Raw genomic sequence first — 20,019 nt, 5'->3', positions numbered from 1 at the left:
CAATGCACAACGTTGCGCTGCCCACATTCGAACCAGGAGATTTTGTGACCGCTGACCTCGTTATCGTAGGGTCTGGCTTCTTTGGCCTGACAATCGCAGAACAGGCCGCCACTGAGCTGGGCTTGAAGGTCGTTGTCCTCGACCGCCGCCACCACATCGGCGGCAATGCCTACAGCGAAAAAGAAGAGCAGACCGGCATTGAGGTCCACCGCTACGGAGCGCACCTCTTCCATACTTCGAACGAGCGCGTCTGGGAGTACGTGAACCGTTTCACAACGTTCACGAACTATGTGCACAAGGTCTACGGCGTCCACAAGGGCGAGGTTTATTCCCTGCCGATCAACCTGGCCACGATCAACCAGTTCTTCCGGGCGAACCTGACGCCCGGACAGGCGCAGGACCTGATCCAGGAACAGGCTGGGGAACTCGCCGGGACCGATCCGCAGAACCTCAACGACAAGGGCATCCAGCTTATCGGGCGGCCGCTGTACGAGGCGTTCATCAAGCACTACACGGGCAAGCAGTGGCAGACGGATCCCAAGGACCTGCCCGCAGGAATCATTTCGCGGCTCCCGGTGCGTTATAACTACGACAACCGGTATTTCAATGACAAATACGAGGGTCTTCCGACGAACGGCTACACGGCCTGGATCGAAAAGATGGCGGAGCACCCGAACATTGAAGTCCGCCTCAACACCGATTTCTTCGACGAGTCGCACGAGTACAGCAAGAACAAGGTCGTCGGCAGCATTCCTGTCATCTATACCGGACCTGTGGACCGTTACTTCGATTTCGCCGAGGGCGACCTCTCCTGGCGCACCATTGACTTCGAGGAAGAAGTGCTCGACGTCGGCGATTTCCAGGGGACGTCAGTGGTCAATTACAACGACGCCGATGTGGCCTACACGCGCATCATCGAGCCGCGCCATTTCCATCCCGAGCGCGAATACCAGACTGAAAAGACCGTCATTATGCGCGAGTTCTCCCGCGCCGCGGAGAAGGGCGACGAGCCCTACTACCCGATCAACACCGCGGCCGACCGTGAGCGCCTGCTCAAGTACCGCGACCTTGCTGCGGCCGAAAAGGATGTCCTGTTCGGCGGACGCCTTGGCACGTACAAGTACCTCGACATGCACATGGCCATCGGATCAGCCCTGACCATGTTCGACAATAAGATCCGCCCGCATTTTGAAGCGGGCACGAAGATTGAAAGCGGGGGAGTAGACGCATGATGACCACTGAAGAGGGGTCCGGATGGAGCGCTCTTCAGCGGGTGATCCTTCCGTCGCCGGATCAGGCGGACACTGTCCCGCTGTATGCGGATGCCGGCAGCGCCAGCGGGATCCGGCTGCGGGAGAACGACGAGTTGGCGCGAACGCCGAAGCTGCCCGAAGAGAAGCTGCAGATGTTCAGCTCGGGGGGGCGTGAAGCACACTTCGAAGACCTCGTGTCCCGGCATTCCATGCGTGTCCGTTCTGGGGAACAGCTTTCCTTCGGCACCTACTTCAATGCCTTCCCCGCCAGCTACTGGCGCCGCTGGACGTCAGTCAGCGACATCAGGCTTGTTGTCCGGACCAGCGGAACTGGCACCGTGACGGTCTACAAGTCGAATGCCCGGGGGTCCGTCCAGCGGGTCGACGGCATACATGTCGACGGCGACACCACCTCGGTGTTCGAGCTGTCCCTGAAGCCGTTTGGCGACGGCGGATGGTATTGGTTCGACCTCGCGGCCAGTTCGCAGGAGCTCACCCTGCAGAACGCCCAGTGGGAAGCGCCGGAGGCAGGCACATCCAGCGGCCAGGTGACCCTGCAAATCACGACGATGAACAAGCCTGATTTCTGCCTCAACAATGCCCGCATCCTGGCGGAGAACCCCGACGTGCTGAGCAACGTCAAGGAGATCCTCATTGTGGACCAGGGCACCCAAAAAGTTGAGGACCAAGAGGGCTTTGCGGAGGTCAAGGCATCACTCGGGGGCAAGCTCCGCGTCATCAACCAGACCAACCTTGGCGGGTCCGGAGGCTTCGCCCGGGGCATGTATGAGGCCGTCGAAAACGGCAGCGACTACGTGCTGCTGCTCGATGACGACATCGTTGTCGAACCCGAAAGCATTCTGCGCCTGCTCACTTTCGCGGACCGCTGCCGCAAACCGACGATTGTCGGCGGACACATGTTCGACCTTTACAACCGCAGCGTCCTTCACACGTTCGGCGAGGTCGTCGATCCGTTCCGGTTTGTGCCCGCGCTGCCCCACGCGGACATGGACGTGCGTCATGACTTCAGCATCGCCAACCTCCGGCAAACTGCGTGGCTGCACCGGCGTGTGGACGTGGACTACAACGGCTGGTGGATGTGCCTGATCCCTACCAAAGTGATCCGGGAGATCGGGCTCTCGCTGCCGTTCTTCATTAAATGGGACGATGCCGAATACGGCCTTCGAGCGCGTGAGGCAGGATTTGCGACGGTATCGCTCCCCGGCGCCGCGGTCTGGCATGTTTCCTGGATCGACAAGGATGACCTGGTCGGCTGGCAGGCCTACTTCCACGAACGCAACCGCCTCATCACCACCTTGATCCACAGCCCCTACCCCAAGGGCGGGCGGTTCCTGCGTGAGTCCGTGCAATCTGACGTCAAGCACCTTGTGTCGATGCAGTACTTCACCGAACATGGACGCATCGAGGCCCTGAAGGACATCTTCAAGGGCCCGGAGGATCTCCACAGGGTCTTGGGGACAAAGTTGCCCGAAATCAACGCGATCAAGTCCGAGTACCCCGATGCGCAGTTAAAGGACAACGTTGACGACTTTCCGGCTCCCAAACTGGGCCGGGGACCCATGGGCGGGACCGTCGTCGGGATGCCCAGCAAGAAGGACATCATTCCTTGGGGCATCAAGACAGTGGCTCGCCAGCTGATCAAAGCGCCGGGACCGGAAAGCGCCGAAAGGCCGCAGGGTTTCCTGGCGCACCGGGACAACCGCTGGTTCAGGGTCGCCCACTACGACAGCGTGGTGGTGTCCAATGCCGAAGGTACTGGCGCGTCCTGGTACCAGCGGGACCCGAAGAAGCTGAAATCGATGCTTACCGAGGCAACGCGGCTGCATCTCAAACTGTTCCGCGAGTGGGACCGGCTCGCCGAGGAATACCGGAGCGCTGTGTCTGACATCAGTTCGATGGACGCGTGGAAGAAGACTTTCGAAGCTGAATCCAAGGACGGCAGCTAGGTGGCCGGCCAGATTGACGAGCTCGTCAAACCGGGCAACGGTCGAGGGCTCTTGGACGTTTACGGTGACCGGTTTCTCCTCAAACTGTTGGTGCGGAAGGAAATCAAGGTCCGCTACCGGGGGTCGGTCCTTGGACTGCTGTGGTCGTACGTTAAACCCCTCGTGCAGTTCCTTATCTTCTTTGTGGCGCTGGGCATTTTCCTGGATCTGCAACGGGGTACCCCCAATTACGCGATCTACCTTTTCTCCGGCATCGTCCTGGTGAACTTCTTCACTGAGTCGCTCTCGAACGCCACCCGTTCCATCGTGGACAACCGGGACCTCATCCGGAAGATCTACCTGCCCCGGGAGCTTTTTCCGGTGGCGACCGTCTGGGTCTCGGCGGCACATTTCCTGCCGCAGCTTGTGGTGTTGATCGGAGCGTGCCTCATCGTCGGATGGGCGCCCTCGATCGTGCAGCTGGCAGCCTTTGTCCTGGTCTTCGTGATGGTTGCGGTGCTGGGGACTGGGTTGGGGCTCATGTTCGGCGCGATCAATGTGTACTTCCGGGATTCCGAAAACATCGTGGACATGATCGTCATGGTGGTCACCTGGGCGTCACCTGTCCTGTACGTCTGGTCCATGGTGCAAGACGCCATGGGCCCGTGGTTCTGGATCTACCAGTTGAACCCGATGACGGTCGCCGTCGAGCTGTTCCACTGGGTCTTCTGGGAACCGACCCTGAAACCCGATCAGGTGGGCATGTCTGCCCTGCCGCCGGACCTGCTGACGCTTTGGCTTCCGATCGCCATGCTGACGATCATTGCCGTCCTGTTTCTGGGACAGCTGACGTTCCGCAGACTCGCCGTCCACTTCGCCCAGGAGCTTTGACATGAATCCGGTTGGCCATGTTGCCATCAGTTGCATCGATTTGCGGAAACAGTTTGTCCTCCGCCACACGAGGTCGCTGAAGGAAGCCCTAGTATGGCTTGTGAAGGGCCGAAAAGGCGATTTATCGAAGAAATTCTTGGCGCTGAAGGACGTCTCGCTTGAGGTCAAGCAGGGCGAGACCGTGGCCCTCCTGGGCCTCAACGGGTCCGGCAAGTCAACACTGCTGAAGCTCATTTCCGGAGTGCTGCAACCCGACGGCGGAACGGTGCGCACGCGCGGCCGTGTGGCCGGGCTGATCGAGGTCGGGGCGGGTTTCCACCACGACCTGAGCGGGCGGGACAACGTTTACCTCAATGGGGCCATCCTTGGCATGACCGAGGAACAGATCGACGAGAAATTCGACTCGATCGTGGAGTTCTCGGAAATCGGGGAGTTCATTGATACCGAGGTGAAGTTCTACTCGTCGGGCATGTACCTGCGGCTGGCCTTTTCGATCGCCGTGCACACGGATCCGGAAGTCTTCCTCATCGACGAGATTCTGGCCGTCGGCGACGAACCTTTCCAGCGTAAGTGCATAGCCAAGATCAAGGAATTGGCGGCCAAGGGCAAGACGCTCTTCGTGGTAAGCCATGACCTGGACCTCGTGGCCACAGTTTGCGAGCGGGGTGTGCTCCTGGAACACGGCGAAATCGTCATGGACGGAGAAGTCCACGAGGTCGTGACGGAACTGCGGCGCCGCGCTGCGCCCGCAGAGGCCCCCTGACCGACTGCCCTCCGGCCGTGACGGTTCAGCCGGCGTGCCCCAGCAGCAGTCCATTTGCCGCCGGCGGCAAGTTCGATTTCGGCGGGCTCCCGGCAGGAGAACGGCCTAGCCTCACAGGCGTCTATCCAGCTTTTTCGGGCGATCCGCTGCCAGATGCCGTCAGAGTGGCTTCCGCCGGTACCACCGTGCCGGCAGTTGTTTTCCGGCTCCGTGGGACTGACGGGATGTGGACAAGGGCTGAGCCCGGAAAAAGGAACCTGAACAGGCTGTTGGCGGACGCAACCATGACCGTCAGGTAGGCCAACGTGAGCAGGGCCCAGCCGAGGGGAGGCTGCCACAGCACACCGTTGATCATGGCGAGCCAGTTGCCTCCGCCGAACGTTCCCACGGCGTAACGCCGGAGGACAAAAACAAAAGCCAGGACGTGGCAGAACACGCCGGCCCACAGCAGGACACGGGCCACCCGGGGGGCCTCAGCGGTCCTGGGGATACGAAGGCTTCGCGCCGTCATTCCGACGGCGATGAGGAAGACCACCACCAGCGGCAGGTTGTACCGTCCCTGCCAGATGAATCCCATCGATTTCCAGATGGAGGCCTGAAGGACCGCGGGGACAATGATGAGCAACGCCAGGGCGGCCCATGCTCCGCGCGTCATCTTGAGGGGCCGCAGTGTCAGGGGCAGAAGAATCGCGAAGACGAGCCACATGCTCCAGAACATGACCACCACCATGGGCACCGGCGAGTCCAGCCAGCCCATGACGCCGATATATTGGGGTACAAACTCGGAGGCCCGTTCCACCATGGTGAGGAAGGCCCGGAAAATCGACATGCCGGGGTCGGGGCTGGCAATGCCTTCAGGTGCGGCGCCCGAATTCGCCGGGGCATGCAACATCAGGTAGATCCAGTAAAGCCCCAGGGCGACGCCGGGAACTGCTACCGCAACTCCCGTCAGGACCAGCCGGTTCCGGAACGCCGCCTTGATCTCGGAGGCGCGGAACAGCAACAGACCGGTAATCAGGGCGCAAAGCAGCCAGACAAGGGAGACTTGCCGGGTGTTGGCCAGCACAATTGTCGAGGCAACCACCGTCACCACCGCAGGGGCGACATGGCGGATGCGGTGGGCGTTGTCGAGGGTGACGACAAACCCGCAAAACGCCGCCATCGTGGCCGCCACTTCCAGCGAATTGGGGTTGATCCCGGCCGCGAGGTACACCACCATCGGTGTCAACGCGACGGCGGCCATGATCACCGGGATCCGGGGTTGGCGCAACTGGGCGAGAGCGGTGAAGCCCGCCGCGTAGAACGCTGCCGAGAGCAACGCGCTGAGAATGCGCATGGCGAACAGGGCCGGCTGGCCCGTCATGAGCAGGCTGGGCAGTCCGATGATCCAGTAGTACATCGGGTTGTAGGAGCCGGCGGAAGTCACGCCGATGGCTTCCTCATTGGCATCCGAGGGGATTGGCAGGGCGCAGTCCGCTGCGGCGTCCGGGCGGAACTTAAAACAGTCCTGGGCATGCAAATTTGCGATATAGGCGGGCACCCGAACATGCACACCGTGTCCGAAGGACGTGCCTTCTTCGATGGTGATCTGTCCGCGGACCACGGCTGCGGCCTTGATGGTGTGGGCCGGTTCATCGGGAAACGCCATCAGAGGGGTAGCCAGGGACCACAGGACTATGCCGGCGGAGAAAAGCAGGAACAACTTGGAGAACAGCGCCCACGGGGTGAAGCCCGCCGGTTTGCTCACGGACGGGGTTTGTCCACGGTCGGCCACCAATGTGTCTTCCTTAGTATGTGTCTGCGCCATGTCCATGTTCCGCTACTCCTTCTCGGCTGAGATGGAACGGATCAGATTCAGGGCGGCTGCCGTCGACTTTTCACTCGGGGGCAACGAACTGGAGAAGACCACGGCGTCCTTCTGGCCCTGCCTGCTCAGAACAGCCTCGCCCCACGACCGAACCAGGTCCGCGGTGGCTTCGTTCCGGTAGCGAGCGCAGAAATACTGGTTGACGACGACGCCCAGGGCATAGCCCTGGCTTCCGTCGAGTCGCTGCTCCACGACCCGGGGGGCCAACTCTACCGTCGCGCCAGCGGAGATGGCCGCCTCGGCGGATCCGTTGCCAAATGCCTGGAACGTCTCACCGAACTTCATCCGTGCTGCGGAAAACCGGGACCCAATGGCTGCTGAGTCCAGAAACGATATCGCGCCCTTGGTCTTTTCGACCTTCTCTGCCAAGTCCGTAGCGCCGCCCTCGCCGGCGCCGGGGGATGCGTTGCCCTCGGCAGGCTCGACCGTACTGCTGGGCCATTCGCTTCCGCCGGACTCCGGCCACTGCCCTGGTGCCTCGGTGGCAAGGTACTTGTTGACGGCGTGCGTTACGTCCGACGGGCGCTCGTCGAGGATGGGCACAATGTCAATCGAGGGGAGCGAAGCCTCCGGATTGGCCGCCGCCAGCTGTGGATCGTCCCACTCGGTGATCCTCCCCTGGAGAATCCCGGCCAGGAGTGACGCATCAAGCCGCAGGTCCCGGACTTCCTCCAGATTGAACACCACTCCGACCGGAAGAACGGACACGGGGATGGACATCAGCCCGTCAGGACCACAGGCGGACCCATCCATGGTCGCGGTCTGCTGGTCCAGGGGGGAGTCTCCCGCCGCGAAGTGGGACAGCCCGTTGGTGACTGCCTTTTGTCCGACCTCAGCACCGTCCGGTGAGTAAGCGATGGAAACTCCGGGATGCTGGTCCTTCCAGTCCTTGGCCCAGGCGGCGACGGCACCCTGCTGGGAGGCAGTTCCGATCCCGACCAGGGCACCCTGGACTGTTCCAGGCGGGGTTTCAACAGTGCACCCGGACAGCACGACGGCAATCATGCCTGCCACAGTTGGTGCCCAGAAACGGGACGCCCGGCGGGGCAAAAAAGGGAGGCTACGGGTATTTCGCACGGTTATAGCCTACTTGCCCTTGCCCCGACGTCCTCATTCAGGCGCGTCAGGGGCTGGTACCGACGGCCGAAGCCGTTGCAGAGCCATCCACCTCGTGGGTGGCTTGCGTACCGTCTAGTAGAATTTTTCCCAGACCGGAAGGAACAACGCGCTTGGTACACCGATGCCCACATCCTCAGCTTGAGCTGCTGGCCGCTCCCGGAAGGTTTTAATGTCCTGGTGGTCTTTGGTCCCGGAATTCATGACGGCAGCAGCCATCATTTTCGTCCCGGGCCTTTTGTTGGGCGTCGCCGCAGGGGCCCGCGGTTTCGCATTGGCGGCCCTCGCTCCCGGCTTTTCCGTAACCGCCGTCTCCGTGTCGGCCGTGCTGGCATCCTTCGCCGGAGTTCCGTGGTCGATCGTGCCAGTGGCAGTCTGCACGGTGCTGGCCATCGCGGTTGTCTTCGCGGTCAGTCGCCGGGGCACGAGGCCAGGACCAGCGCCAGTGCAAGCCCGGTCCGGCGCCCGCCGGGCGGCGACTCTTTCGGTGACCGCCGCCGTCGTCGTGGCAGCTGTCACGGTTGGTTCCCGGCTGATCGGGGTGTTCGGTGAGCCCGAGGCGTTTTCGCAGACTTTCGACAACGTGTTCCATCTCAACGCTGTCCGCTACATCCTGGACTCCGGTTCCGGCTCTTCGCTCACCGTCGGGTCCATGACTGGCGGGGGGTTCTACCCCACGGCCTGGCACGATCTGGTGTCCCTGACGGTCCAACTGGCGGATGTGCCGATCCCAGTGGCCGTCAACGTCGTGAACGTCTGCATCGGTGCGCTCGTGTGGCCGTTATCGTGTATTTTCCTTGCCCGGGTCATCGTGGGTCCGACTCTGGCCGCCACGTGGGCCGCGGCCCTGCTTTCCGCTGCGTTCGGCGCGTTCCCGCTCCTGATGGTGGAATTTGGCGTGCTGTACCCGAACTTCCTCGGTATCAGTATCCTGCCGGCAGCTTTGGCGTTGGGATTGCAGGTTCTGGGCCTGGGCGCAGTCGGGGGCCCGGGGCGCGCGCTGTCCCTGGCCGCGCTGGTCCTGACGCTTCCGGGACTGTCACTGGCCCACCCCAGTTCCATCATGGCCCTCCTCGCGTTTCTCGCCCCGGCAGCGTTGTTCCGATGGGCGCTGTCGGTCCGCCAGAGCGTCCGCAGGCATGGGGCCACCTTCCGCGCGGTGGGCATCCACTGCGTAGTCCTTCTTGGCGCCGGAGTTACCGCTCTCGTGCTGTGGATGACAGTCCGCCCGCCCAGGGAAGCCGCGTTCTGGCCCCCCATTGAGTCTCCGTACCGCGCGGTTGTGGAAGTGATCACCAGTTCTGCCATCGACCGTCCCGTCTCCTGGGCCGTCATGATTCTTTTTTTGGTGGGAGCGGCGATTCTGCTGCGCCGGCCGGGCATGTTCTGGCTGCTGGGCGTCTATGCCGTCGCGGCGCTGCTGTTTGTGGTGGCTGCGTCGTTCAGTCCGGGACGGATCAGGGATTTCTTTACGGGTGTCTGGTACAACGATCCGCCGCGGCTGGCGGCCCTCTTGCCCGTGGCGATCCTGCCGGTCGCTGTCGTGGGGGCTGTTGAACTCTGGAAGTTGCTCAAGGAGCGAAGCGCGAAGAGCGTCGAGGACTGGTCGCCGCGCGGCCAGAGTCTAGTGCGCTACGGCGGGACTGCCGCCGTCGTGTCCTTGCTCTTGGTGGCGACGCAGCAGGGAAACGTTGACGCCGCAGCAACCGCGGCCGAACGGAAGTACCGGGTGGGGGCCTCAGCGCCGCTGCTCAACTCGGACGAGCTGGCGCTGCTGGAGAGACTGGACCAGCATGTGCCGCCTGACGCCGTCATTATCGGGAATCCGTGGAACGGCAGCTCACTTTCCTACGCCCTGGCTGACAGAAAGTCCGTGCAGCCGCACATCCTTGGTGCCATCCCGCACAGCACGCAGCTGCTCTACGACCACCTGCGGGACGCCGCATCGGACCCAGCCGTATGCGATGCAGTCAGGGAACTGGAGGTGGGCTACGTCCTGGACTTCGGGCATCAGGAGGTCAACTTCGACGACGAACGCCGGGATGTCTTCACGGGCCTGGACGATCTCGCGGCCAGCGGCACCGCCCAGGTGATCGATTCCCAAGGCGCTGCCCGGCTGTTGCGGATCACGGCCTGCGGCTAGCCCACCGTGTTGGTCGCCGTTGAACCGTCCGTGGCTGGACCGGCGGGATTCCGCCGGTCCCTGCGCACCAGACCCAGTAGGGCAATGGCCTGAACGGCGCAGACGACAAACTCCCCGATGGCCAGGCCGAGGGCCCCGCCGGCTCCCTGCAACGAGATACTGAGGGCCAGCATGGCGGGCAGGCCGACCGCCGCGCCCGCGACGGTGCTCCAGAAAACGGCCCGGATGCGTCCCATCGGCACGAGCCAGTGCGAGCCCGTGGAGGTGTTGACGGAGATGAAGAGGAACGCCAGGCCAAACCAGAAGCAGGTTGCGAAGTCTGCTGCCAGGGCGGTGCCGAACAAAATCTGGGTGACAAACGGACCCAACAAGGCGAAGCCGGCCAGCCCCGCGAGGCCGAGCACGGTGTGGCACAGCAGGGAGAACTTGCGCCGCTTGACGTGATCGCTGTCGATTTCCGCCACCCAGCCCTGAAGGCTGCTACCCAGCGCGCCTACAGCCATCAGCCCCACGCGGAAAAGCTTCTCGGCTGAAACGAACACCGCCAGGCCCGACGGCAGGGCCGCCGCTGCCACGACAAGGATCGGGGTGGCCGAGTATGCGGCGGCGGCCATGGTGGTTCCGGACGCAGCCCGGAGGGCCCAGATCTCCCTGAGGACCGGGGCAGCGTGCAGGCCGGCGTAATCCTGGCGCCTGCTATGGCGGCGCGTGAAGAAATACGTTCCCAGCAGGCCGCCGACCAGGATGGCAGCCGGGTACAGGATGATCAGGCCGGTGGCCAGAAGCACCGGGACACACACAATGGTGCCGACGATCCGGGGCACCACGTCGTACCGGGCGATCAGGCCGGCGTTTCCGATGGCGATGCAGTACCAGGCCGGTGACAGTCCCGCCGCGGCTTGCGCCGCAGCCATGACGAACGTTTCCCAGAAGTGCCCGCCGTCGCCGTAGAGGGCGGCCACGCCCGCCAGCACCGGGATGCAGACGGCAAACGCTGCGAGACGGGTCAGCAGGCTCATGGCGTACAGGCGCCGGCGGAGCCGGGGGTCGCTCGTTCCGGCCACACGCGCGGGCCCCGACAGGGTCCAGCCCAGGGCGACCAGGATGGCTGCGAGCGAGCCGATGGCCTGACCGACTGCGAGGGCGTTCCAGGTGCCCTCGCCTCCGACCCGGGCGATGTAGGGCAGGAGCAGGAAGGGCGCGAGCGACGACAGGAGCGGCAGGCCAGCAAACGCGGCGATCCTCTTCACCATGGCTCGGGAGTTGCTCAAGGAAAAACTCACCGTCCCTGGGGTGCCGGGGCTGACATCCTAGACGCCCACGTAGTCGGCGGCATCCTTGCCGAACCGCTGTTCGACGAAGATGTCCGACACTTCGCGTTTGAAGCGGTCCTTCTCGCTCAAGATGGCGGCGCGGTAGGAATCCTGTTTGGCGATTTCCGCAGGCAGATCCGCCATCAGCTGCGGGAGCAGGGCGGCGGCGGCTGACACTTCGGTTGGTCCGGGGGTGATCTTGTGCTCCCAGGGCACCGGCACGTCCGAGTAGAAAGCGCCCGAGCCCCGGCGGCCAACCACAGTCAGGGCGCCCGACAAGGCAGCCTCCCTGGGCATCCGGTCCTTGCCCGGGTGAAAACCCAGGTCCAAATAGATACCGCATTCTCCCAGCGTCGACGTGACTTCGGTCCGGGTCATGCCCTGAATGGGACGCCATTCGATGGACGGGTCGCAGACGCTCATGACCTCGCGGATAATGTCCCCTCCCTTGACCGGGTTGAAAGTCACCAGGCGGTGGTTCCTGGAACCGTCCTCGCCGCGGGAGAGAAATTCGGCGCTCGGTGTGTAGTCAGAGAGCAGGGACGGCACGACGTTCAGTTGGGAGAAGAGGAACGCCCAGGCGTACGAGGACTGGACGGCGTGCACAATGCGGCTTTTCGCGATGCTGCGGGGATCCACGTGGTTCTTGATGGCGCTCAGCCTCGGAATCAGTGTTTCCCGCAGCGAAGCGAGAGGTCCCGCAGCAGATCTGAGGGCGGTGCGTCCGGCAACGAAAGTCGGCGAGTAGTCGATGCTGAGCCACCAGCAAACCGGCGTCGCACGCTTGTAGGAATGCAGCTCGGATATGTATACCTCCGGGACAACCACCACATTGCCTTCGGCGTCGACGGCGGCCGGCGCCTCCGGAGCGTTGTAGATCCCGAACTGCTCCGCGCGGGCCGCCGATGCCGTGGCGGGGTGCGGCACCAGGTAGGCGTCCTGGCCGAGTCCACGGAGCATGTCGACAAGCTGGTGGAGGGCCTCAGGCCCACCCGTCCGCAGCCCGCGGGGGTAGAGGACATAGATCTTGCGTGAATTCTCAGACATCAACTGAACTTTCCTGTAGGTCCGGACGGGCCGTGCGGGTGCCTAGCGCAGCCGGGCGGCGAGCTTATCGTCAATCTTCCCCATGCGGCCGCGCAAGGCATCGCGGATGCCGGTAACGGTGGCCAGGGCGTGTTTGCGCCGGTTGGGGCCGTAGACGAGTCGTACTGCCATGCTCTGAAATTCCATGGTCATGCGGCGCAGCACCCAGCGGGGCTGCTGCCGGAAGTACCTGCGGCCCATGACCAACGAGTTTCGCGTGATGTAGTAAACGCGGAAGGGCGCGTGGTAGTGGACGAAGAGGCGTTTCTGGCCGAGGCGGGCATGCCAGCCGAGCACCCGGAGCGGGCGGGCGTCCCCCAATGAATGCTCCAGATTGCAGCCCTGCCCGGCGATGGCCCGGAGCCCGGCGCTGCGGGCACGGGCGTTGAACTCGGAATCGACGCAGTCAATGAAAAGGGACTCATCGAGGTATCCCAGCCGGTCAAGGGCGGTGACGCGGATCAGCGTCCCGGACTGCATTGGGTCGAAGACCTCCGCTTCCGGTTCGCCGTCCAGAACCGGCAGCGGAACGCCGTTGTGCAGCTGCGCGCAGATCATGGCGATGGTCTCGCGGGACTGCGAACCTTCTTCCGACTCCAGCGCCTGTCGAATGTAATCCCCGGTGAACCGTGAATCCTGGTCCATGGTGACCACCCACTCCGGCGACCAGCGCTCCCGGGCGGCCTTGATTCCTGTGTTCAGGGCCGTCGCGATGCCTGAATTGACCTCAAGGGAAAGAACCTCGGCGCCCAGCTCTTCGATCTGGGCGAGCACCGTCTCCACCGCAGCAGTGGAGCCGTCATTCACCACGACGACGTGGGGAACATAGCGCAGCAGCCAGCGGATGTTCGACACGGCGTCTGTCGTGGGATTGAACACGGAGACCACGGCGGCCACAGTACTGAACTGGGTGGGATTCATTCGGACTTTCGTGATGGGTGTGTCTGCGCTCAAAGGGACCTCAGCTGACACCCGCAAAGCGGGCGCGGCGCCAGGCCACCGCAATGTTCCTGATGAAAGCCAACCTGGCCTTCAGGATCTTGGTCAGTCCCCGCATGCCGGCGGGCGTCAGATTTTGTCCGTGCAGGCGGTGCAGGATTGTGTCGGCCTCGAGGTAGGTGATGGACCGGTTCATGTTACCAACAAGGGCGATCCATTGGTCGTGGGACTCGGTCATGTGCGCCGGGAACGGAAGGATCTGGCCCAGGAGTTCCCGACGGAACGCCATCGCGCAGCCCCAGTGCAGCCGATAGCCCACAAGAATGCCGACGATGTTTCGAACCCGGCGCGGGGAGTCCTCGGCACGGAGGCGGATTTCATGGAATCGTCCCAGCGGTCCCTCGATGTGCCGGCAGTTGCTGGCGACCATCCGCTGGTGCTCCAGTGCACTGACCATGAGTTCAACGCGGCCGGGAATCCAGATGTCGTCCTGGTCCGAAAGGAAGACGTACTTGCCGCGGGCTTGTGTGAGGGCGCGTTCAAACGTGCGGACGTAGCCTGCGTTGGTGGCGGCCTCGATCAAGCGGATGCGGGGGTCACCGATCGCCCTGACAATGTCCGACGTCGCGTCGGTGGATGCGTCGTTGACAACAACAAGTTCATCGTGGGAACCCAGTTCGGCAAGGATGGACCGGACTTGCTCTTCAATGTGGAGGGCGCCGTTGTAGGCGGCCATGCAGACACTGACGCGCGGCACAGGGGAGGAGGGGGCATCCATACGGTGAAACGTCGCTTTCTGATTGCCTTGCCGACGTGACGGGCGGGCTCGGACCAAACATCCACCAGTCTAACAAGCGCCCGCGGCAGCACGGTCGGCCGGTGTCCTTCCCATATAATCGGATGACCGCCGTCGGACCTGCATCTGTATCCGCGCGCATATCTGTGAAGCAGCCCATTCGATACCAGCGGCTGAACCCACCGGAAGGAACCGAAGGTCCATGACCGTTGATGTAATGTTGCCCTACTACGGGGACGTAGACCAGATGAAACTGGCGGCCCAAAGCGTCATGAGCCAGCAGTATCAGGACTGGCGACTGTTGGTCATCGATGACGGCTATCCGGATCCCGAGCCAGCGCGATGGTTCTCCACCATTGAGGACTCCCGGGTCAGCTATCAGCGCAACGAACAGAATCTAGGCGCCAACGGCAATTACCGGAAGGCACTTGGGCTCGTGGAGTCCGAGTACGTGGTGATCATGGGCGCGGACGATGTCATGCTTCCCAACTACCTGGATGTGGTCGTCGGCGCATTCGAGGCATATCCCGCCGCCGACGTCGTCCAGCCGGGCGTGCAGGTCATCGACGAAAAGGGCATTGCATGCAGCACGCTCGTGGACACGGTGAAGAAGATCTACGCTCCCAAGACACGCGAACGCATCGAGCTCAAGGGCGAGGCGATGGCCACGAGCCTCGTGCGCGCGGACTGGGCCTATTTCCCCTCACTGGCATGGCGCGCCGAAACCATCACCCGCATCGGCTTCACCGAAGGCCTGGACGTTGTGCAGGATTTGGCGCTGCTCCTGGATATCGCGGCCGAAGACGGCTCGATGATCGTGGACCCGGTTTTAGCTTTCCTCTACCGTCGCCACTCCGCGTCGGATTCGTCCGTCCGGGCACTCGACGGCCGCCGCTTTGACGAGGAGCGCCGTTTCTTTGAGCTCCAGGCAGATCGGTTCGGCACACTCGGCTGGAAGCATGCAGCGCGTGCCGCCCGGTTCCATACGACGTCGCGGCTGAACGCGGCATCGGTGGTGCTCAAGTCGGTGTCCAAGGGCAGGGTCGACTCCCTGCCGCGGCTGATGAAGCACATCGTCCGGTAGGTTGGACGGATCCCCGCGGCAGACGAAAGTGGCCGGCACGCAGCAGCGTGCCGGCCACTTTTCTTGTGCGGGCCTACTTATCGGCGCTGGGGGCGGGGTCAGCCGCCGGGCGCGGGGGGCGTGCTGCCCCCAGGCCCCGGAGGTCCTGGAGGTCTGACCGGAGGATGGCGACTTCCTCGGCAAGGATGCGCACCTCGTCTTCTGCCTGGGACTGTTCGTGTGAGAGATGGAGGCAGACTCCCACCAGCAGAATCAGAGTCATGATGAAGAGGAGGTTGGCCGGAACCTGGATTCCGAGGAGACTGCTTGCCCGGTCCAGGAGCTGGGGGAAGACGCACAGGATCAGGGTGCCGATTCCGATGATGATCCACAGAATGGCGTACTTTTCCCTCAGCTTCTGGGTGCGGAGCATCTCAAAAACGTAGATGAGGATCGCCACGACGACGATGAGGCCCATGATGAGTGCCATTTTGAGAATCCCTAGTTGGTTGAGGGTGTTGACCTTTTTCGGGTCAACGCGAAGAGCAGCGCCAGCCCTGAGCGGCCGAGGTACAGAGCAGCTTTGACCGGGTCGTGGCTGGGTTGGCCGCCCTGGCGTTCGCGCATGGAAACCGGGACCTGGCGGACGGTGCAGCCGGATCGGACGGCAACGACAAGGGAATCAATGGTATCGCCAAGGTATTCGGCCGGGTAATGGTCTACATACTGCCGGATCGCCTTTTCGTTGGCAGCGCGGAAACCTGACGTGACATCCGTCAGTCGCGTGCCGGCAATGCGGGAAAGGCTCCACGCCAACACACTCATCGCCCATTTCCTGGGTCCACGCACGGAGTAAGTGCCCTTGTCCGCAAAGCGGGCGCCGATAGCGATGTCGGCCTCCCGCAGCCCGTCCAGTACGGCCTTGATGTCCCGGGGGTCATGCTGGCCGTCGGCGTCCACCTGGATAACCTGGGTGTAACCATGGGATTTTGCGTATTTGAAGCCGGTCCGCATCGCCCCGCCGACACCCATGTTGAAAGGGAGCCGCAGGACGCGGGCACCGGCAGCGCTGGCCAGCGCCGCGGTGCTGTCGCGGGAGCCGTCGTCGATGACGAGGACGTCGCACGCCGGCCCATACTCAAAGACTTCCCTCACCGTTGTGCCGATGACCTCGGCCTCGTTCCACGCAGGCATGATAACGAGGGTCTTGTGTCGGGCGACACTGCTGGCTTCAGAAGCCTGGGTCATGGCTTTGTCCGCTGGTTGAGGTAGTCGGAGAGTCGCTCCGCCGCCGGCGCAGGTGTGAAACCGGAGTCGCGAAGTTTGTCCAGCGCCAGTGTGCTGGTCGCCGGCCGGGGGGCCGCGACCTTGTCCTTGAAGTATTCCTCGGCGCTCACGCCGGTGACGGCGTCGCGGGATCCGGTGACGAGTTCGTAAACATCACCGGCGACGTCCGCCCAGGATTGTGGTTCGCCCTCATTGCTCAGGTTGTAGGTCCCAAAGGGCGCACCGCTTTCGAGCAGGTGCCGGATCCCCGCAGCGATGTCCTGGGTGAAGCTGAGCCTGCCGATTTGGTCGTTGACGACTGACGGCTCGATGCCACGGTCCGCGAGGGACGCCATGGTCCGGACGAAGTTGCTCCCGTCGCCGATGACCCAGCTGGTACGCACGATGTAGTGGCGCGGCACAACGCTGACGACGGCGTCTCCCGCGGCCTTTGTTTGGCCGTAGACCCCCAGCGGGCTGAGTGGTTCGTCCTCGGCGTGGATGTCCCTGGTGCCGTCGAAGACGTAGTCCGAGGAAATGTGGACCAGGACCAGATCATGCTCGACGGCGGTGCGCGCGAGCCTGGCCGCCGCTGTGACGTTGACAGCCCAGGCGGATGTGCGGCCCTCAGCGCTTTCCGCAGTATCAACGGCGGTGTAGGCCGCTGCGTTGATGATCGTTGAGTAGTTCTTCCAGTTCTTCGAGGTGAAGGCGGCCTCACTGCCCAGGTCGAAACCGGACCGACCGGCGAACTCGACGGAATTGTCGCCGTCGTAGATCTTCCGCAGCGCCTTGCCGAGCTGGCCGTCGGCTCCGACGACAAGGATCTTCTTCGGCGGCATCGGCACCACGTCGGCGAGGCGGGGATGGGCCTTGTCCTTGTCCGACAGTTCAGCCCGGTCCAGGGGGACGGGCCAGGCGATCGCGGCGCTTTCATCGGCGAGGTTCAGGAACGTGTACTGGCCCTGCGCGTCCGCGGACCAGTGGTCGTTGACGAGGTAGGTGTACGCCGTGTTGTCCTCGAGGGTCTGGAACGCGTTGCCGACGCCCCGGGGAATGAAAATGGCCTGGCTGGGATCCAGTTCGGCGCTGAAGACAGTGCCGAACGACGGTCCCTCGCGCAGGTCGACCCACGCGCCAAAGATCCGGCCGGTGGCAACCGAGATGAATTTGTCCCACGGTTCCGCGTGGATTCCGCGGGTCGTGCCCGCCTTCTCGTTGAAAGAGATGTTGTTCTGCACGGGACGAAAATCCGGCAGCCCGAGCGCAACCATCTTATCCCGCTGCCAGTTCTCCTTGAACCAGCCGCGGTTGTCGCCGTGCACCGGCAGGTCATAGAGCACAACACCGGGAATGGGGGTTTCGTGGGCAGTGAGCTTCTTGGAAAACTCGAAGGACATCGTCTACTGGCCCTGTTCCTGGTACTTGGCTTCCGTGGCTGCCTTCTGCGGACGCCACCAGTCCTCGTGGTCCCGGTACCAGGAGATGGTGTCCTCGATGCCGGCGTCGAAGTTGGAGAACCGCGGTTCCCACCCGAGCTCCTTGCGGAGCTTCGAGGAATCGATGGCGTACCGCAGGTCGTGGCCCGGGCGGTCCACGACGTGGTCGTAGGCATCCGGGGACTGGCCCATGTGCTTAAGGATCAGTTCCACGACGTCCTTGTTGTTCTTTTCGCCGTCGGCGCCAATCAGGTAGGTCTCGCCAATCCGGCCCTTGGCGATGATGGCCAGGACAGCGGAGGAGTGGTCATTGGCGTGGATCCAGTCGCGCACGTTTTCGCCCTTGCCGTAGAGCTTGGGGCGGATCCCGTCGATGACATTCGTGATCTGGCGCGGGATGAACTTCTCCACGTGCTGGTAGGGGCCGTAGTTGTTCGAGCAGTTGCTGATTGTCGCCTGCAGTCCGAACGACCGCACCCAGGCGCGTACCAGCAGGTCCGAACCCGCCTTGGTCGAGGAGTACGGGCTGGAGGGGTTGTACGGGGTGTTCTCCGTGAACCGCTCGGGGTCGTCGAGTTCGAGGTCGCCGTAGACCTCGTCCGTGGAGATGTGGTGGAAACGTTTCTGGTGTTTCCGGGCCGCCTCGATCAGCGTGTAGGTGCCGATGATGTTCGTATCCAGGAAAGGGCGGGGATCGTGCAGCGAATTGTCGTTGTGCGACTCCGCCGCGTAGTGGACCACGACGTCACTGCCGGCAACGAGCCCGTCCACAAGGGCTGCGTCGCAGATGTCACCCTGCACAAACCGGAAGCGCGACTCCGGGAGACCGGACAGGGACTCCACGTGGCCGGCGTAGGTGAGCTTGTCCAGCACAGTGACGTGATCTTCAGTGTTCTCAAGCACATAGTGGACAAAGTTCGAACCGATGAAGCCGGCGCCGCCGGTTACTAGAAGTCGCTGCATAGTCCCCTACGTTACCGGATTTGCTGAGCCACACAGTGAAGGGAATGATAGAGGGATGCGCGGAATAATACTTGCCGGCGGTACCGGCTCCCGACTTCACCCCATCACCCTGGGTGTAAGCAAGCAGCTCGTCCCGGTCTACGACAAGCCGATGATCTACTACCCGCTGTCAACGCTCATTCTGGCCGGGATCCGCGACATTCTGATCATCACCACCCCTCACGATGCGGAGCAGTTCCAGCGGCTGCTTGGCGATGGCTCGCAATTTGGCGTCAGCCTCAGCTACGTCCAGCAGCCTGAGCCTGACGGGCTCGCCCAGGCGTTTGTCTTGGGCGCCGAGCACATTGGCAACGAGCCGGTGGCGCTGGTTCTGGGCGACAACATCTTCTACGGACCCGGGATGGGCACGCAGCTGCGGCGTTTCGAGAATATCGACGGCGGAGCCGTGTTCGGGTACTGGGTTGCGGATCCCAAAGCCTACGGCGTTGTCGAATTCGACGACTCGGGCAAGGCCATCTCCCTGGAAGAGAAACCGCTGAAGCCCAAGAGCCATTACGCCGTTCCGGGTCTGTACTTCTACGACAACGACGTCGTTGACATCGCCAAGAACCTCAAGCCGTCGCCGCGAGGAGAGCTTGAGATCACGGACGTGAACAGGACCTACCTGGAACGGGGCAAGCTCCAGGTAGAAATCCTTCCCCGGGGCACTGCATGGCTCGACACGGGAACCTTCAGCGACCTCAACGACGCGTCGAATTTTGTGCGCACCACGGAGAACCGCCAGGGCCTGAAGATCGGCGCGCCGGAAGAAATCGCCTGGCGGTTGGGCTTCCTCACCGACGATGAACTGCGCCAGCGGGCCGAGCCGCTCATCAAGAGCGGCTACGGCAGCTACCTCATCAGGCTCCTGGAGCAGGGCGCCTGACGGAACAGCATGCAACAGAGAAAAGGTACGGGGGCCATCGCGGCCCCCGTACCTTTCTTATGTCCTCAATGGATGCCGATGGTCCGGCCCGGCCGGACCTGCCTGTCCGGACCCAACACCTAACTGGGCTGGATCCTGGCCCCCAGCGCTGCCGACCAGGTGATTTTTCCGCCGGTGAAGGTTTGGGTGCAGGTGGTGTTGGTGGTGGTGCAGTTTTGGGCGCTGGTGGGGTAGCCGAGGGGGCCGTTTT

At 63.1% G+C, this 20,019-nt stretch carries 18 protein-coding genes; 7 read left to right on the top strand and 11 right to left on the bottom strand.

Annotation, left to right across the window (positions count from 1 at the left end; genetic code table 11):
- Positions 1-44 precede the first annotated feature (44 nt).
- Genes glf through ABIC21_RS16040 form a run of 4 tightly spaced genes read left to right on the top strand, consistent with a single transcriptional unit; the run spans position 45 to position 4,853 of the window.
- Positions 45-1,232 carry a UDP-galactopyranose mutase gene (glf, locus tag ABIC21_RS16055; protein WP_354351379.1) on the top strand — a complete coding sequence of 396 codons (1,188 nt, stop codon included), beginning with the start codon at positions 45-47 and terminating at the stop codon, positions 1,230-1,232.
- A complete protein-coding gene (locus tag ABIC21_RS16050) occupies positions 1,229-3,220 on the top strand; it encodes a glycosyltransferase (protein ID WP_354351378.1) in 1,992 nt (663 codons plus the stop codon). The genes glf and ABIC21_RS16050 overlap by 4 nt, the downstream gene beginning before the upstream one ends.
- Positions 3,221-4,090 carry an ABC transporter permease gene (locus ABIC21_RS16045; protein ID WP_354351377.1) on the top strand — a complete coding sequence of 290 codons (870 nt, stop codon included), beginning with the start codon at positions 3,221-3,223 and terminating at the stop codon, positions 4,088-4,090.
- A 1-nt stretch (position 4,091) separates the two neighbouring features.
- A complete protein-coding gene (locus ABIC21_RS16040; protein WP_354351376.1) occupies positions 4,092-4,853 on the top strand; it encodes an ABC transporter ATP-binding protein in 762 nt (253 codons plus the stop codon).
- 121 nt (positions 4,854-4,974) lie between these two features.
- Here the strand turns inward: ABIC21_RS16040 and ABIC21_RS16035 are convergent, their stop codons facing one another.
- Together ABIC21_RS16035 and ABIC21_RS16030 are read right to left on the bottom strand one after the other, a co-directional pair.
- Positions 4,975-6,600 (bottom strand): DUF2142 domain-containing protein, encoded by a 1,626-nt coding sequence (locus tag ABIC21_RS16035; RefSeq protein ID WP_354351375.1) that lies wholly within the window; start codon positions 6,598-6,600, stop codon positions 4,975-4,977.
- Between the two features lie 72 nt (positions 6,601-6,672).
- The gene (locus tag ABIC21_RS16030; RefSeq protein WP_354351374.1) at positions 6,673-7,725 is read right to left on the bottom strand and encodes a substrate-binding domain-containing protein; all 1,053 of its coding nucleotides are present in this window, start codon (positions 7,723-7,725) and stop codon (positions 6,673-6,675) included.
- A gap of 283 nt (positions 7,726-8,008) precedes the next feature.
- Between ABIC21_RS16030 and ABIC21_RS16025 the strand changes: the two genes are divergently transcribed.
- A complete protein-coding gene (locus ABIC21_RS16025; protein WP_354351373.1) occupies positions 8,009-9,979 on the top strand; it encodes a DUF6541 family protein in 1,971 nt (656 codons plus the stop codon).
- Here ABIC21_RS16025 and ABIC21_RS16020 read toward each other — a convergent pair.
- From ABIC21_RS16020 to ABIC21_RS16005, 4 genes are read right to left on the bottom strand one after another with little or no spacing between them, the layout of a single operon-like run.
- The gene (locus ABIC21_RS16020; RefSeq protein ID WP_354351372.1) at positions 9,976-11,250 is read right to left on the bottom strand and encodes a lipopolysaccharide biosynthesis protein; all 1,275 of its coding nucleotides are present in this window, start codon (positions 11,248-11,250) and stop codon (positions 9,976-9,978) included. The two genes, ABIC21_RS16025 and ABIC21_RS16020, sit on opposite strands and share 4 nt — an antisense overlap.
- A gap of 39 nt (positions 11,251-11,289) precedes the next feature.
- On the bottom strand, positions 11,290-12,339 hold the full coding sequence (locus ABIC21_RS16015) for a hypothetical protein (RefSeq protein WP_354351371.1): 1,050 nt from the start codon (positions 12,337-12,339) through the stop codon (positions 11,290-11,292).
- A gap of 42 nt (positions 12,340-12,381) precedes the next feature.
- On the bottom strand, positions 12,382-13,299 hold the full coding sequence (locus ABIC21_RS16010; protein ID WP_354351370.1) for a glycosyltransferase: 918 nt from the start codon (positions 13,297-13,299) through the stop codon (positions 12,382-12,384).
- A 40-nt stretch (positions 13,300-13,339) separates the two neighbouring features.
- Positions 13,340-14,095 (bottom strand): glycosyltransferase, encoded by a 756-nt coding sequence (locus tag ABIC21_RS16005; protein WP_354351369.1) that lies wholly within the window; start codon positions 14,093-14,095, stop codon positions 13,340-13,342.
- A 220-nt stretch (positions 14,096-14,315) separates the two neighbouring features.
- On the opposite strand from ABIC21_RS16005, the gene ABIC21_RS16000 reads away from it, so the two are divergent.
- A complete protein-coding gene (locus ABIC21_RS16000; protein WP_354351368.1) occupies positions 14,316-15,197 on the top strand; it encodes a glycosyltransferase family 2 protein in 882 nt (293 codons plus the stop codon).
- A 73-nt stretch (positions 15,198-15,270) separates the two neighbouring features.
- Here the strand turns inward: ABIC21_RS16000 and ABIC21_RS15995 are convergent, their stop codons facing one another.
- The 4 genes from ABIC21_RS15995 to rfbB are packed head-to-tail and all read right to left on the bottom strand — an operon-like array spanning position 15,271 to position 18,844.
- On the bottom strand, positions 15,271-15,666 hold the full coding sequence (locus tag ABIC21_RS15995) for a DUF2304 family protein (RefSeq protein ID WP_354351367.1): 396 nt from the start codon (positions 15,664-15,666) through the stop codon (positions 15,271-15,273).
- Between the two features lie 11 nt (positions 15,667-15,677).
- On the bottom strand, positions 15,678-16,424 hold the full coding sequence (locus ABIC21_RS15990) for a glycosyltransferase family 2 protein (protein ID WP_354351366.1): 747 nt from the start codon (positions 16,422-16,424) through the stop codon (positions 15,678-15,680).
- Complete coding sequence (locus ABIC21_RS15985) at positions 16,421-17,842, bottom strand: sugar nucleotide-binding protein (protein WP_354351365.1); 1,422 nt, start codon at positions 17,840-17,842, stop codon at positions 16,421-16,423. Before ABIC21_RS15985 ends, ABIC21_RS15990 begins: the two co-directional genes overlap by 4 nt.
- A gap of 3 nt (positions 17,843-17,845) precedes the next feature.
- Positions 17,846-18,844, bottom strand: a complete 999-nt coding sequence (gene rfbB / locus ABIC21_RS15980) for a dTDP-glucose 4,6-dehydratase (RefSeq protein ID WP_354351364.1) — start codon at positions 18,842-18,844, stop codon at positions 17,846-17,848.
- 55 nt (positions 18,845-18,899) lie between these two features.
- On the opposite strand from rfbB, the gene rfbA reads away from it, so the two are divergent.
- Positions 18,900-19,769, top strand: a complete 870-nt coding sequence (rfbA, locus tag ABIC21_RS15975) for a glucose-1-phosphate thymidylyltransferase RfbA (protein WP_354351363.1) — start codon at positions 18,900-18,902, stop codon at positions 19,767-19,769.
- A gap of 119 nt (positions 19,770-19,888) precedes the next feature.
- On the opposite strand, the gene ABIC21_RS15970 is transcribed toward rfbA, so the two are convergent.
- A partial coding sequence (locus ABIC21_RS15970) for a hypothetical protein (RefSeq protein ID WP_354351464.1) occupies positions 19,889-20,019 on the bottom strand: 131 nt, incomplete at its 5' end.

It is taken from the genome of Pseudarthrobacter sp. PvP090, from assembly GCF_040547365.1.
Lineage (GTDB): Bacteria > Actinomycetota > Actinomycetes > Actinomycetales > Micrococcaceae > Arthrobacter.
This window is presented reverse-complemented; position numbering and strand designations above follow the sequence as displayed.